The organism is Holdemania massiliensis AP2 (genome assembly GCF_000327285.1).
GTDB classification, from domain to species: Bacteria; Bacillota_I; Bacilli_A; order Erysipelotrichales; family Erysipelotrichaceae; genus Holdemania; species Holdemania massiliensis.
The window spans coordinates 99,608-115,212 of record NZ_HE998567.1; the positions used below are offsets into that span (position 1 = coordinate 99,608).

Here is a 15,605-nt window from a genome sequence, read left to right on the forward strand (position 1 = left end):
GATCCGTGGCGAAAACGAAGCAGAAGAAGAAAAAAAACAATGCCAAAAGTACCGTGGATTCGGAAATCCTGCGCTATGTGATTGCACTGGCGGCGATCACTGTGACGTTGATCGCAGCGCTGCAGTTGGGGATCGTCGGTCAATTTCTGACAACGATTACACGGTATTTGTTTGGAACGTATTACGGAGTCGTCTACGGGATGTGTTTACTCGGGGGGCTGGCTGTCTTGTTCGGACAGAGGTTTCCCGTTTTCTCCGTTAAGACGCTGATTGCGATCGCCGCCGTCTTCATCGCGATGATTTTGTGGTCGGCGATTCCGCAGGATCCCCAACTGAGCGGATTTCGTGTGTTCAGTGATTATCTTTCGCATACCGGCGAACATTTCAGCTCGCCGACAACCGTCGCTGCCCAGGGCGGAGTTTTAGGCGCCCTGCTGTACTCGCTCAGCTCACTGCTGTTTGCGCGGACCGGAACGGTTCTGGTGATTTTTGCGCTGCTGGCTTTAGCGGCGCTGTTGATGATCAAGACGGAAGTTTATGTGTCGATGTGGCATTCGATTACCGGCGCGCTGCATCATGAAAAAAAGCCGAAGACAAAGCGTTCCCCGCGGCCGATGGAAATCGAAGAGCTGGAAGAATCCGGCGAAAGCCGCAGGGTGATCGGAAGTGTGGAACTGGGAAAAAAGAAAAAAAATCAATTTTCTTAACGCCCGATGATGAACCGGCCGAAGCGGAACTGTCCGCTTCGCCGATCGTCAAAAAAGAAAAGAAAAAAGAGGAAAAAGAGAAACCTGCGCCGCTGCAGGAGGAACTGCCGAAGGTGGTTTCCATCGGCAGCGGGGCCGGGGCGGTAGGCTATACGCTGCCGGCATTGACGATGCTGGATGAAATGCAGGCGAAATCGCGTTCGGTACTGAATCAGAACGCCGCTTCGATCAAGGGCAAGAAACTGATCGAGGTCTTGGGCAATTTCGGCATCAATGCGCAGCTGGTCGCCACGCATATCGGACCGGCGGTCACCAAGTTTGAAATCCGGCCGGATTCGAATGTGAAAGTATCGAAGATCAACGCGATTTCCGATAACCTGAAAATGGAGCTGGCGGCTAGGGATATCCGGATTGAAGCGCCGATTCCCGGACGCAATGCGGTCGGGATCGAAATTCCGAACGTGGAAACGACGCCGGTGAAGATGCTGGAGCTGATGCGCCAGCTGCCGGAAGATAAGAAAGACAAAAAGCTGCTTTTGGCGCTGGGTAAGGATCTGATGGGCAAAGGGATTTTCTGTCAGCTGGACAAGATGCCCCATCTGCTGATCGCCGGGGCCACCGGCAGCGGCAAGTCGGTCTGCATGAATACGATTATCACTTCGCTGCTGCTGCGGACTTCGCCGGATGAAGTGAAGCTGCTTTTAGTTGATCCGAAGAAAGTCGAGTTTACGCCTTACCGTGAAATTCCGCATTTGATCGGTCCGGTGATTTCGGATGGAGCCGAAGCGGCACGGGCCTTGAAAGTCATCGTCATGATGATGGAGAACCGCTATGAGGTCTTCGCTCAGGTCGGCGTGCGCAACATTGCCGGCTACAATGAAAAACTGGCGAAAGAGCCGCAGCCGAATCTGCAGCCCATGCCGTATATTGTTGTGATTATCGACGAGCTGGCCGATTTGATGGCTGTCGCCGGCAAGGAAGTGGAAATGAGCATTCAGCGGATTACCCAGCTGGCGCGGGCGGCTGGAATTCATTTGATCGTCGCCACTCAGCGGCCTTCCACGGATGTCATTACCGGAATTATCAAGGCCAATATTCCAAGCCGGATTGCCTTTTCCGTTTCCAGCGGCATCGATTCGCGGACCATTTTGGATCATGTCGGGGCGGAACGCCTGCTGGGCAACGGCGATATGCTCTATTTCCCGATTGGCGAACCCAGTCCGGTGCGTCTGCAGGGCGTTTATGTTACCGATGATGAAGTCAAGCGCATTACCGATTTTGTTTCCGCGCAGATGAAGCCGCGCTATGAGGACGCCTTCATCCGTTTGGAAGGTGTGGACAACAATGAAAGTACGGCAGTGATGTCCGCTCAGGATGATCCGCTGTATGAAGAAGTTCGGGAATATGTCATTGAAACGCAGAAGGCGTCGACCTCACTTCTGCAAAGAAGGTTCGGAATTGGATATAATCGCGCGGCCAGACTGATTGACGTTCTGGAAGAACGCGGCATCATTGGTCCGGTGCAGGGCTCCAAACCAAGGGATGTTTACATCAAAAAGAACGAAATCCCGGACGACGAAGAAGAAAATTAAAAAATCACATGTGAAACCGGAATGAATCATTTTCTGAATCAATCCGGTTTTTTTCTTGATTTGATCGAATTGTCTGAAGAAAACGGCCGGTTAAGTTGACAAATGGCATTTTAAAAGTCTAATATTATATTGTAAGCATAGCTTGCATAAAGCAATGGAGGGAAAGAAAATGAAAAAATTGCTGACCTTTGCTTTAGCGCTGCTGATGGTTGCCGGCTGTTCCAACAATGGTGGAACAACAACGACGCCAACACCAGATGCTGACGCAAACAATGAAGGTGGAAACACTGGCTGCACCATTACCATCGGATTAGTAACAGATTTAGGCGGTATCGATGACAAGTCCTTTAACCAAGGCACATGGGAAGGCGTAGTTCAATTCGCTGAAGATAATAACATGGGCGAAGAATGCTACGGCTACCTGCAGTCTTCCGCCGATGCGGATTACATCCCGAACCTGAGCACTTTTGCTGACCAGAAGAAAGATCTGATCGAAGCTCCGGGCTTCCTGTTTGAAGATGCGATGAAGGAAGTCGCTGATCTGTATCCGGATCAGAAGTTTGTTATCATTGATACGGAAGTTGACAAACCGAATGTTGCTTCGGCCATCTTCAAAGAGCAGCAGCCTTCTTACCTGGTAGGCGTTGCGGCAGCGATGAAAGCCAAAGAAGCGGGCATGACGAAAGTTGGATTTATCGGCGGTGTTGAAAACCCGATTATCGAGCGTTTTGAAGCAGGCTACAAGCAGGGCGTTGCCAGCGTTGATCCAAGCATTGAAGTGCTGAGCGACTATGCGAATGCCTTTGATGATCCAGGCAAAGGCTCGACATTGGCTCAGAAGCAGTACAATGACGGCGCTTACGTTATTTTCCATGCAGCCGGTGCAACAGGCAACGGTCTGATCAAAGAAGCGAAGGACCGCCGCGAAGCCGGTGAAGACGTTTGGGCAATCGGTGTTGACTCTGACCAGTATGACGCCGGTCTGATGTCCGACGGCACTTCCGCAGTTCTGACTTCCGCATTGAAGCGCGTTGATACCGCGGCTTACTATTTCGCAGATCAGGTTAAAAACGGTACGTTCCAGGGCGGAACGATGGTCTTTGACGCCAGCAATGACGGCATCGGCTTCCCGAAGGAAAATCCAAATCTGTCTGATGAAATCGTTAAGGCGATGGAAGACGCTTTAGCGAAAATCAAGTCCGGCGAAATCGTCGTTGACGAAGCGCTGCAGAAATAAGCAGGATACGGAAAAGGAGAGCGCAGGCTCTCCTTTTTTTCGTCAGTCGAGAACAGACTGAGCGTTTCCGATCAGTTTGTGCTGAGGCACTGCAGAAATAGCCCAGCTTCGGGGCAACTCTACCGTCAGTAGGTGTTCTTTTTTCCGCTGTTCGACTACAATCAAAGGCAGACGAGGAGGTCAAAGTCATGGATCAAGTCAAGATTGGCCGTTTTATAGCCGCATGCAGAAAAGCCGGCGGATGGACACAGAGTGAAATTGCAGCGCAGCTGGGAGTGAGTGATAAAGCCGTTTCTAAATGGGAAACGGGAAAATCTCTGCCGGACTATCCGCTGCTGCTGCCGTTGTGCAGTTTATTGAAGATTACATTGAATGAACTGCTGTTGGCAGAGCGGATCAGTGATGCAGAATATAAGGAAAAATCAGATCAGATTCTTTATGATATGATCGGTCAATGGCTGGGACAGGATCAAGCTTTGCCGCAAAGGAAGAGGAATCATTCCTGTCCGGTATTAAACGTATCGCATGTCAGAAAAATCTATACAGAGGAGGAAGTAAAGACCCTGGCGGTGGATGACGTCAGCTTTGAAGTGGAAAAAGGCAGCTTCATCGGGATTATGGGCGCCTCCGGGTGTGGGAAGACGACGTTGCTGAAATTGATTGCCACGATGGATCGCGTATCAGAGGGAACGATTGAAATTGCCGGTCAGCCGCTGCAGGCTTTAACTGAACCCCAGTTAGCGCAGTTCCGCGGCACTCATCTGGGGTTCATCTTTCAGGAATACAATCTGCTGGATACGCTGACGCTGCGTGAGAACATTGCGCTGGCGCTGGCGATTCGCTCAACCGCGCCGGCTCATTCGCAGAAGTTCATTGAAGAACTGGCCGAAAAGTTTGAAATTGCGGAAGTTTTGGATCAATTTCCCTACGCGGTTTCAGGCGGACAGCGGCAGCGCTGTGCCTGTGCCCGGGCGATTGCCTCGCATCCCAGCCTGATTCTGGCTGATGAACCGACCGGGGCTCTGGACAGCCGCAGCGCCCGGCAGCTGCTGGAAATGCTGGTCATGCTGCGCAGAGATTACGGTGCGACGCTGTTAATGGCAACGCATGATGTGATGTCAGCCAGTTACTGCGACCGGATTTTGTTCATGCGGGATGGCCGCATTCAGACCGAGCTTGAACGCGGTTCGTTAAGCAAGCAGGCGTATTTTACAGAGATCTTAAAGACGCTGACAGACGTCACAGAGCGGGCAGTTCATGGCGCTTAAACTGATCTGGCGCAATATTCAGCGCAGTGGGGGTGACTATCTGCTTTTGGCCCTGACGGTAACCCTGTTGGTCGCGATTCTGTGTCTGGCCAACTGCATCGCCGTTTTCGGCAGCATCCAGGCTGGTTTTCAGACTGCGTCCCTGCCGGTTCTGATCGTGATCATCTTATTCCTTTTGATCAATACAATTCATACGTTCATGCTCCATCAGCGCGCGCAAGCGCTGGCTGTGACCTTGCTGCTGGGGATGGAGCGCAGGAAGCTGCGGCGGTTTTATCTGGGTGAGCTGTGCGTGATTGGTATCGGCTGTTTTCTGCTCGGCACGCTGCTCGGCGCCAGTTTATTCAGCGTGGTCATTTCTCCGCTGCTGCAGATCAGGACAAACACATCCTGGCTCTCATTGATGAGAAAAAGCATTCTTCAAACCGGCGGTTACTTCTTTCTGGCCGAGCTGCTGTCAGGAATGCGGATTGACCGCCAGCTGGCAAGCCTGCAGATTAGTCAGCTGCTTGTTCAGAAGCGCCGCAATCATCCGATTCACAGGAAAAATCTGCGGTTCTGGCAGCGATGCTTTACGATCAGTTTTGCGCTTTTTCTGATCTTTTTGATCGGGATAGCGGCGGCGCAGGGAGTGCTGCTGACCCTTTGTGTCGGCGGAATCGCTTTGCCGATGCTGGCATGCATCATCACTTTCTATCAAAGTCTTTACGCTTATTTTTCTCATCTGAGATCGGCTGAAAAATCAGGCCGGATCAAAGGCAATCGTTTGCTTTGGCTTGCCGAATTGACAACCGGAGCGAAAACCAGCACCAATCTCAACGCGCTGCTGTGCGTCTGTCTGGTGTTTGCCGCATCGGCTTTCGGGTTCGGCATGCTGCTTTTGGACAGCGGGGTAAACTTGTTTGAAGGATCCATGCAGACCTATATGGGGTTTATGCAGATCAGTCTTTGCCTGATATTTCTGATCCTCTACTTTTCTGCGCTGTCGCTTTTACAGATCTTGGATCTGAAGCGGCAGGCCCGCTCCTTGAAAATTCTGCATGCTTTGGGGAAAGATCGTGCATCATTGAATCGGTGGGTGTGCATTCAGACCTTGTTTCATCTGGGACTTCCGGCTGGGATGGGACTGGCGCTGTTAACGATAGCGGCGCCGCTGATCAATTTCCGATTGAATGCTGAAGCATCGGCGTTTCGGCAAAATCAGGTGCTGCGGCTTTGCGGAAGCTTCGGATTCTGCTTCTGCGCATTATATCTGGTCTATTTCTTAGCTGTAACGGTGATCAGCAGGCGGAATTTAAAGTCGGTGATTGAAAGCTGAAGCTGCGGTTTTGTTCAGAATTTTGAGAACCGCAGAGAACTAAGAAAAGCAGATTGGACAAGCCGGATTTCTTTTCCCGAGAGGTTCGGTTTTTTCGGTTCTTTTAAAATTACAGAGAAGCTGATGTTTTGAGAGTGCCGGGGTGTCAGATGTCACGTTTATTTGTGAAAATCGCAAAAAAGACGGCGACAGCCTGAGGAATTATGTTATAATTTTGAATAGTTAATGGAGGGAAAATAATGAGTTATGCGATAGAGATGCTCAACATCACGAAGGATTTTCCAGGCATCCGCGCCAATGATGACGTAACTCTTCAAGTAGAGGAAAAAAGTATTCATGCTCTCTTGGGAGAAAACGGGGCAGGAAAATCAACGTTGATGTCGATCTTGTTCGGTTTGTATCAGCCGACCCGCGGCACGATTAAAGTCCGCGGCCAGGAAGTCAAGATCACGGATCCGAATGTCGCCAACAGCCTGGGGATCGGGATGGTGCATCAGCATTTTAAATTGGTTGAATGCTTTACGGTAACGGAAAATATCATTTTGGGCATGGAGCCGAAAACAAAGTTTTATACGACGGACATCAAGTCGGCGGCGCAGCGGATTCAGCAGCTCAGTGAAATGTATGGATTAAATGTCGATCCGTATGCGAAAATCCAGAATATTTCCGTTGGGATGCAGCAGCGGGTAGAAATTTTGAAAATGCTTTACCGCAATGCGGATATTTTAATTTTTGATGAGCCGACCGCGGTGCTGACGCCGCAGGAAATCCATGAGCTGATGGAGATCATGCGCAATCTGACAAAGGAAGGCAAAACAATTATTTTAATCACGCATAAACTGAAGGAAATCAAGGAAGTCGCCGATGTCTGTACGGTTTTGCGGCGCGGCCGGTGTATGGGAACCATTCAGGTAGCAGAAACCTCGGAAGAGGAAATGGCAAAGCTGATGGTTGGCCGGGAAGTGGATTTCGGCGTTGAAAAACAAGTCCAGCAGGCCGGAAAAGTCGTGTTGGAAATCGATCATTTGAAGGTTAAAAATTCCAAGGGCCTTTTAGGCGTGAAGGATTTCAGTCTGCAGGTTCGCGCCGGGGAAATCGTCGGCGTCGCCGGCATCGACGGCAATGGTCAGACGGAGCTGGTCTATGCGCTGACCGGTTTAATCAAAGCCGAGGACGGCAAAGTGCTGCTCAACGGCAAAGACATCACGCATAGTTCGATTAAGCACCGGATTGAAGCCGGAATGGGGCACATTCCGGAAGACCGGCATAAGCATGGTCTGATTCTGGATTTCAAGCTGAAAGAAAATATGGTCATCCACAGCTACAATCAGGCGCCGTTTGCGAAGAACGGACTTTTGCAGATCCCGGCTATTGATAAGAAAACAGATGAATTGATTGAAATGTTCGATGTCCGCAGCGGTCAGGGACGGGAAACGATCACCCGCAGCATGTCCGGCGGCAATCAGCAGAAAGCGATTATCGCCCGGGAGATCGACCGCAGTCCTGAACTGTTGATCGTCGTTCAGCCGACCCGCGGATTGGACGTCGGGGCGATTGAATACATCCATAAACGAATTGTTCAGGAACGGGATAACGGCAAGGCCATTCTGTTAGTTTCATTAGAGCTGGACGAGATTTTGGCCTTGTCTGATCAGATTGCAGTCATGTTCAACGGCGAGCTGACAGGCTGGGTCAAAGCCGAGGAAACAGATGAAAACGAGCTGGGCTTAATGATGTCCGGTTCAATCCGAAAGGGGGTCGGCGAAGCATGAAGAAACGAGAAAAACTGACAGCTCCGCTGATTGCGGTTTTATTGGGTTTGTTAGTCGGCATGATCATCGTCATCGCCAGCGGCAAATCGCCGGTGCTTCTGATCTCAGCGATCATCAAGAGCTTCTGCGGCTTTGATATCCTGAATCCGGGGCCGATTAATCCGCGGTATTTCGGCGAATTTATCGTCTTCTCGATGCCGCTGATTCTGACGGGTTTGGCGGTCGGCTTTGCTTACCGCACAGGATTGTTCAATATCGGCGGGGAAGGTCAGGTCATGGTCGGTGCGCTGGCAGCGACCGTTGTCGGAATTCTTGTCCCGCTGCCGCCGGTGCTGCATGCGATCGTCTGTCTGATTGCCGGCGGAGCAGCCGGCGCGCTGTGGGCATTTTTGCCGGGTTTTCTGAAAGTAAAGCGGAATATTTCGGAAGTGGTCACGGCGATCATGATGAACTACGCGGCGCTGTATTTCTGCAACTACATCTTAAAAGCACTGCCGGGATCCACACAGACCCGCACCGTTGATCTGCCGGCCTCGGCTCTGATCAAATCGGATTTTCTCAAGCAGATCACCAACAATTCGCGTCTGCATTGGGGTATTCTCGTCGTTTTTCTGGCAGTCATCGTCTATCATATCATCATCGAGAAAACAACGTTCGGCTACAGTCTGCGGGCGACCGGCTTCAATGCCGAGGGTGCGCGCTATGCCGGCATGAAGGTGGAGCGCAATGTCGTCTATGCCATGATGATTTCAGGCGTAATGGCGGGATTGGCCGGCGCAATTATGGTTTTAGGCACCTTCGGTTACGGACGTGTGCTGAACACGGCTGAAAACTATGGCTTTGACGGAATTGCGGTAGCCTTGGTCGGCGGCTGCAATGCGATCGGCATCTTCTTTGCCGGCCTGCTGTTTGGCCTGCTGAAAGTGGCTCAGCCGCTGATGCAGTCGATGCAGATTCCGAAGGATATCGCGACGATTATTTCTTCCACGATCATCATGCTGGTAGCCATGCAGAACGGCATTATCTACATTATGAACCGATTGCCGAAAAAGAAGGAAAACGCTGAGAAAGGAAGTGAACAGGCATGAGTTTATTTTATAACATGTTTACCATCACTCTGATGATCTCAGCTCCGATTATTATCGCGGCGCTGGGCGGACTGTTCAGCGAGCGCAGCGGCGTTGTGAACATTGCTCTGGACGGCATCATGCTGGTCGGCGCCTTTGTCACCGCGGCGGTCGTCGTCGTGCTGGATCCAAGCGGAGCCAACAGCAAAACCGCGATTCTGATCGGTTTGGCCGCCGGCACGATTGCCGGGATGGTGTTCTCGTTGCTACATGCCTATGCGAGCATTGATTTGAATGCCGATCAGACCGTTTCCGGTACCGCTTTGAACTTGCTGGCGGCGGGCATCACCGTTTATCTGTGTCAGATTTTCTTCAATCAGCAGCGGACGCCGGCGTTTATCCGCGGCATTACCCGGATTGACGTACCGGTGCTGAAGGATATCCCGGTGCTGGGTGAAATGTTTTTCAAGCAGGTGCATCCGACGTTCTATCTGACGATTGTTCTGGTGTTTGTAACCTGGTATGTTGTATTTAAAACACCGTTTGGTCTGCGCATGCGCTCGTGCGGTGAATTCCCGCAGGCTTCTGCCTCCATGGGCATCAACGTCCGCAGAATGCGTTATTTCGGGGTTTTGGTTTCCGGGGCGCTGGCGGGTTTAGCGGGCGGCGTCATGGTTTTAACCCAGGACGTTCAGTTTACCGTCGTTACGGTCCATGGCTTTGGCTTCATCGCGATCGCGGCGCTGATTTTTGGCAAGTGGAATCCATTCGGCGTTCTGGGTGCCGGCATGTTCTTCGGCTTCTCCCAGACGCTGGGCTTTTATGCCAAGGATATTCCGTTTTTGGCCACATTGCCGACAGAATTCTTCAGCATGTTCCCGTATGTTTTGACGATCATCGCGCTGGTCATTTTTGCCGGCAAGTCGGTGGGGCCGAAGGCATCGGGTGAAATTTACGATACAGGCAAGCGTTAAACAGAATCCGGTTGAAACAATTCAGCCGGATTTTCTTTTTCTCTGCCGGATTCTGGTATAATAAAAATAACGAAGTTGTCCGGATCAGCATTCCGGAAGATAGAAAGAGGAAATTTATGCAGATCGAAGAAATTAGAAAACAATGGCGTCAAATCATGACGGCGAAGGAATTAAAGCAAGTTTCCGAACTGCTGCGTCAAAGTTCTGAACGGGATATCCTGATGCAGCGGGGAAAGGAATTGTGCGCGCATACCTTTGTGTTTGACCATCCATGGGATATGGAACGCTGCCTGACCCCGCATACCTTGGAAACAATGAAGTGGAATCAGGTATTCAACGAAGATGAAGAATGGACGTTTATGCTGAACCGCATGGATTATTGGTCGGTTCTGGCAAAAGCCGCGCTGATCAGTCAGGATACGCGATATCTGGATCAGGCTAAAGATTTCCTGCTGGACTGGATTGCGCAGCATCCGCAAATGGAATACAGTCTGTCAACGCGAACGCTGGACACGGGAATTCGGATCGTCAATATGCTGGAATGCGCGATGCTTTTGGAAGTGTCGGAAAAACTGACCGAAGAAGAACTGCGGCAGATCTTAAACAGTGTTGATCAGCAGATGACGTATTTAAAAGACAATTATATTGAAAAATACACGCTGAGCAACTGGGGCAGTATCCAGACCTGCGGGGTGATCGTCAGCTGCGCTGTGATGGGGAAGAATCCGGAAAATGATGAGATTTATCGCTGGGCGCTGAAAGAACTGGAAACGCAGATGCAGATTCAGATCGGCGCCGACGGCATGCTTTGGGAACAGTCGACCATGTATCATGTGGAAGTTCTCAACAATCTGCTGCGGGTGTTGGAGTATGCCCGGTTCTATCCGATTCCGCTCGCTTCGCGGATTCAGGATAAAGTCCATGCGATGGCGCGCGCATTAATGCATATGATGATGCCGGATCATCAAATTGAAACCTTTGGGGATTCGGATCGGGTCAATGCCGAGGACGTCATGAATCGGTGCGCTGTTTTATTTGACGACCCACAGCTGCATGCGATGGGCAGCGACGTGTGCGACAGCGATTTGCTTGTCAACGGCGGAATGCCGGTCTGGCGCAAGCTGCAGACGATACCGAAGCAGCTTCCGAAGACGTTGCTTTATGCGGGGGAGGACTGCGGCATCACCGTGCGCCGGAGTGATTTTGGACAGCAAGCGGAATGGATGATGGTCCTTAACGGAGAACTGGGCAGCGGACACGGCCATTCTGATAACCTGCATTATTCCCTTGTTCACCGCGGTGTCCCGTTTGTCATTGATCCAGGCCGTTTTACTTACCGTGAGGATCATCCCGTCCGCGTTGAGCTTAAAGGCATGAGCGCTCACAATACGGTAGTTTTGGATGATCAGCCGGGCAGCATTCCGGATTCCAGCTGGACCTATCAAAAATTTCTGCGGCCGCTGGCCACCGTTGTCCGCGATACGCCGCAGGCATTGTATTGGGAAGGCGGCGTGCTGACACAACAGCCGCAGATGACGCATATTCGTAAAATAATCATGCTGCCGCAGGGATGCTGGCTTATCTGCGATGAGATTTTCTGTGAGGGTGAACACAATGTAGTCAGCCGGATCCATCTGGATCCGCAGACTGAGGTTCATGGCAGGCAGCCGGATTGGCAGCTGAAGCACGGAAATGTTCAGCTCAACTATCGCCATAAGGGCTTGCCGCTCAGCGTGAAAACAGGGCCATGTTCGCTGCGCTACAACGAATTACTGGAAAACGCGGTCTTTGTCAGTGAGGGAGTTCTGCACGGCCAGCTGTTTCAGGATGAAGTGTTTTATGGCGATGATTTCCGGTTGGAACAGGCTGAAGTCGTTCAGCCAGGCCGAGGAAAACTGCCGGAAGAGGAAGTCAGCGCATGGCGGTTTGTTCGAGGAGAGGAAAGCTTCACCTGCGTAATCTTTCATCAGCAAATCTATCGCGGTAAAAAGATTTTGTATTGCGAAGATTTGCCGCTGCATAATCAAGCCTGTTTAATTATTCAAAGGGCAGGCTTGAAAAAGCTGATCCGGCTGAAATAATGGTTGGAATCAGAAAATATGAATTAACTCAGAAATCAAAATGTCTGTAAAGAAAGGTGCGGCTGAAACGCGGCGTCTTTACCATTCTGCCGCTTATGAGTGCGGTCTGCGGACCGCTGAATGCCGGATCTTCTTAATCCCTCTGCATCAAGATAATCTTGCTTTTCAAAGCTCTTCTTGGATAACAATAACTAACCCTGTTTCGTTAAAGTGTGTTCCGTCCTACTTTTATAGCTCTTTCCCATTAAGGAAGAAAGTGACTGCAGTCAGCAAAAATATAATTCTCACTCGAACAGGGTTAAAGATAAAAAGGCAGACAGGCAAAGCGACAAACAAGGCTTTATCAGTCTGCTTCATTGAATAAGAAATGCCAGCGCTGCCCCAAACTGAACAAAAACTGAAAAGATCACAGCTCTTTCTTTCCGTAAAAGGAACAAGGACATTCCTAATGTTTCTGTATTACTCTAATTGTATACTTTGTAATTTAAAAGCCGTCGATCTTCGTAGTTTCGACGGCTTTAATGAGGATATAGAACTTTTTCCAGATTCGATGAAATTGGCGGTATTTTCTGTCGGCGGGCAGTTTCCAGCTCCTTAACGAGGCAGGGGAACCGTTTTTTAAGTCATGCAAATCTATTCCGCAATCATCGGCGCCCGTAGAAGAGATCAGGTCTGGCCGGTCATGATCAAGGATTAGCGTTGAGCCGCTGTTTCGCCGCAAATTTTTCTGTCCTAGCTCACCGTTTTTTCAACTTATCCGTTTCGTTTTTTGCCGCTGTTTCTTTTGACCGTCACCAGCGCCGTGCATCCCAGAAGCCCGGCCGCCAGCAGCGCCCAAAGCCAGACACTGCTTAAAGCGTTCGGCTGCGAAGCCGCGGAAGAATGGACAGTCAGGGTTATCGTGAAAGCTGCATCATCCACAGTATAAGTGATGGCAGCCGTGCCCTCTTTCAGCGCCTTGAAGGTGCAGGTATCGCCGCTTGCGGTCATTTCCAGCAGGTCGCTGTCACAGCTCCAGACCCCGCCCGCAGGGACTGGCGTCCAGCTCACCGTTTCTCCCGTCATCAGCGTATAGCTCTCGGGCAGACCCGTGACTTCGGCGCTGGCCTGAACCTTGAATACGGCGTAAGGGGACAGGCTGGAGAAGGTGCCGGCGGCCATGCCGTTTTGGACGGTAACCGTCCGGCTTTCCAAGACTTTTTCATGGCAGTGGAGAATCTCAACGGTCTGTCCGCTGTACGTTTCTCCCACTGGAATTTCTACTTGAAGCTCACCTTTATACTTACCCGATTTCAGGCTGAGGTCAAAAAGTATAATCAGCTCGCCTTTTTTCTGCCGCTCGCGGATGCCGTCGCACCCGTCGCAATCTCCCTCAAGGTGCGGCAGCTTATCTCCAGCCTCCAGAACCGCGCCGTCTGTGAATAAGCCGCTCACCCGCACGCCGGAAGGATCGGTCAAGGTCTGGTCGGTATAATCCAAGGCATGTGAAACGCTGTTCTTTTTCTGGAATGCGGCGGTAACCACGGTCGCCTGCGCCGGCATTGTAAAGGTTGTGCTGAGGCTGCCTGAATTGGCAAAACGGCCTCCGTTTGAGGAGCTCCAGCCGGCAAATTCATAGCCAGCGTCAGCCTGGGCCTGCAGGAAAACCGGCGATTCCGCTGGGTAGCTGCCGTTAGTTCCCGTTATGATCGTTCCGCCCGCGCCGGCCTGAATGGTCAGACTGTAAACGGGGTCAGGAGCCGGATCGGCACCCGCCGGCTGGGATTTCGTGACCTTTACCTGCGCGGTTCCGCTTTGCTTTGTATCAAACATCGAAGTGGCCCGGATCGTCAGCACATCCGCACTTTCATCCGGACCGACGGTCATCAACCCCGCTGTGTCGATCTTCGTTTTCGCTGACCGGCTGCCCTCTACCGTCCATTGAACACGGTCATCTGCGCCGCTCACCACCGCTACGCTGACGCGGAACTGGTGCTGCTTGCCCTGACTGACGGTAACACTTGCAGGACTCACCGTTAAGCCTGTGACCGCGGGCGGCAGGACCGTAACGCTTGTACTAGCCTTCACCTTACCCAACAAACCATTTTCATGGACACTTTCCGCCTGAATAGTGAGGGTATCCGCACTTTCATCGGCGCCCACGCTCAGGCGGCCCATTGCGTCGATCACCGTCTTGCTTGAATGATTGCCGCTCACCGCCCAAATGACCGTATCCTCAACCGGACAATCCGAAGTACTGACGTTCTTAACATCAGCGTCAAACTGCAGTGTGCCGCCTTTTTCAACGGTGGAAGCCGATGGCATGATCTCTACGCCTGTCACACCCGCGACAGTCAAGGTGCCGATCCTCGCCTGCACAGATTGGTTATGCTCTGTTTCCTCACTTTTGAGCTTGATGTCATAGATTCCCGGAATCAGGTTCATAAAATTCAGTCCTCCCACACTGAAAGTAGGCGTATCATCGTAGGCGTTGATCTGACCGGACATCAATACTTTATCGCTGATTGTTACTGTATACGAAATCGTTTCCGGATAGCCCTCCTTACCACTTATCAGCATCAGCTGCAAGCCCGCAGAATCACCCGCATATCTTGCTGAATGATTGTTATCGGCGAACACCGGCTTATACTTCTCGATATGTGCTGTGCCCAGAGTGAGATCAAACCCCTCAATTCGCTCATTACCCGGGGAGGATAGTTTAATCGGATAATCCCCCGCCGGCAGGCTGTTGAGGTCGGCAGCAGAGAGATATTGAGTAAACTTCTTTCCATCTTTTACGCCAAAATTCACCTGCCAGGTAAACGCTAATGATCCGATGGAATGAGTAACTTCGACACTATCTTCTTTTTCACAGAGCAAGCTGTAAATGACGTGCCTGTCACCGACATCCTTCACCTTGGCAGTGAAATCCTCGCCGCCATTGCCGCTAATAGCTACAACTTTCAGCTGATACTTCTCGATATGCGCTGTCCCCAGTGTAAGATCGAACCCCTCGACTTGATCATTCCCCGGGGAGGATAGTTTGATCGGATAATCCCCTGCCGGCAGGTTGTTGAGGTCGGCACTGTCCAAAGTCTGTTTGTATTGGCCAAAAGAAATATTGTCAGTAACCCTTACTTGTCCGATGGAATACGTCACTTCGATACTTTTGGGCATGTCGGGTGGTAACCTGAAATCGACATCCCTGTTACCGACGTCCCCTACTTTAGCGGTGAAATCCGCGCTGCCATCACCGCCAATAATATCAACTTTCGGCTGATACTTCTCCTCGATATGTGCTGTGCCCAGGGTGAGATCGAACCCCTCAACTTGATCACTACCCGGGGAGGATAGTTTGATCGGATAATCCCCCGCCGGCAGGCTGTTGAGCCTGGCAGCGTCACAAAGAAAGTCGTTTCCGCCAAATGTGCTAGAATAACACTTGCCAGTAACACTTACCTGTCCGATGGAATACGTCGCTTGAATACTTTTGGGCATGCCGCGTGGCAAGTAGAATATGACATTCCTGTCACCGACGTCCCCTACTTTAGCTGTGAAATCCGCGATGCCGTTGCCGCTAGTAATATCAACTTTCGGCTGATACTTGCTG

9 protein-coding genes and 1 pseudogene are annotated in these 15,605 nt (G+C 51.2%); 9 read left to right on the forward strand and 1 reads right to left on the reverse strand.

Translation table 11 applies throughout. The annotated features are described in order from the left end of the window. Positions 1 to 5 precede the first annotated feature (5 nt). The 9 genes and pseudogenes from BN162_RS00500 (at position 6) to BN162_RS00540 (ending at position 12,016) form a co-directional block, all read left to right on the forward strand. Positions 6 to 707, forward strand: a complete 702-nt coding sequence (locus tag BN162_RS00500) for a hypothetical protein (RefSeq protein ID WP_040451104.1) — start codon at positions 6 to 8, stop codon at positions 705 to 707. Between the two features lie 149 nt (positions 708 to 856). Beyond that, positions 857 to 2,299, forward strand: a pseudogene (locus BN162_RS00505) (DNA translocase FtsK); the annotation flags it as partial. Between the two features lie 169 nt (positions 2,300 to 2,468). Continuing rightward, positions 2,469 to 3,536: a BMP family ABC transporter substrate-binding protein gene (locus BN162_RS00510; protein ID WP_020223088.1), complete on the forward strand. Its 1,068-nt coding sequence runs from the start codon at positions 2,469 to 2,471 to the stop codon at positions 3,534 to 3,536. Between the two features lie 188 nt (positions 3,537 to 3,724). Next, positions 3,725 to 4,804, forward strand: a complete 1,080-nt coding sequence (locus BN162_RS00515; RefSeq protein ID WP_020223089.1) for an ATP-binding cassette domain-containing protein — start codon at positions 3,725 to 3,727, stop codon at positions 4,802 to 4,804. After that, positions 4,794 to 6,122: an FtsX-like permease family protein gene (locus BN162_RS00520; protein ID WP_020223090.1), complete on the forward strand. Its 1,329-nt coding sequence runs from the start codon at positions 4,794 to 4,796 to the stop codon at positions 6,120 to 6,122. The genes BN162_RS00515 and BN162_RS00520 overlap by 11 nt, the downstream gene beginning before the upstream one ends. 239 nt (positions 6,123 to 6,361) lie before the next feature. Beyond that, positions 6,362 to 7,894, forward strand: coding sequence for an ABC transporter ATP-binding protein (locus BN162_RS00525; RefSeq protein ID WP_020223091.1), 1,533 nt, complete (start codon positions 6,362 to 6,364; stop codon positions 7,892 to 7,894). Further along, the gene (locus BN162_RS00530; RefSeq protein ID WP_020223092.1) at positions 7,891 to 8,982 is read left to right on the forward strand and encodes an ABC transporter permease; all 1,092 of its coding nucleotides are present in this window, start codon (positions 7,891 to 7,893) and stop codon (positions 8,980 to 8,982) included. Before BN162_RS00525 ends, BN162_RS00530 begins: the two co-directional genes overlap by 4 nt. Continuing rightward, a complete protein-coding gene (locus tag BN162_RS00535; RefSeq protein ID WP_020223093.1) occupies positions 8,979 to 9,935 on the forward strand; it encodes an ABC transporter permease in 957 nt (318 codons plus the stop codon). Before BN162_RS00530 ends, BN162_RS00535 begins: the two co-directional genes overlap by 4 nt. 116 nt (positions 9,936 to 10,051) lie before the next feature. Next, on the forward strand, positions 10,052 to 12,016 hold the full coding sequence (locus BN162_RS00540) for an alginate lyase family protein (RefSeq protein WP_020223094.1): 1,965 nt from the start codon (positions 10,052 to 10,054) through the stop codon (positions 12,014 to 12,016). A gap of 753 nt (positions 12,017 to 12,769) precedes the next feature. Here BN162_RS00540 and BN162_RS00545 read toward each other — a convergent pair. After that, positions 12,770 to 15,493 carry an InlB B-repeat-containing protein gene (locus tag BN162_RS00545; RefSeq protein ID WP_020223095.1) on the reverse strand — a complete coding sequence of 908 codons (2,724 nt, stop codon included), beginning with the start codon at positions 15,491 to 15,493 and terminating at the stop codon, positions 12,770 to 12,772. Positions 15,494 to 15,605 lie beyond the last annotated feature (112 nt).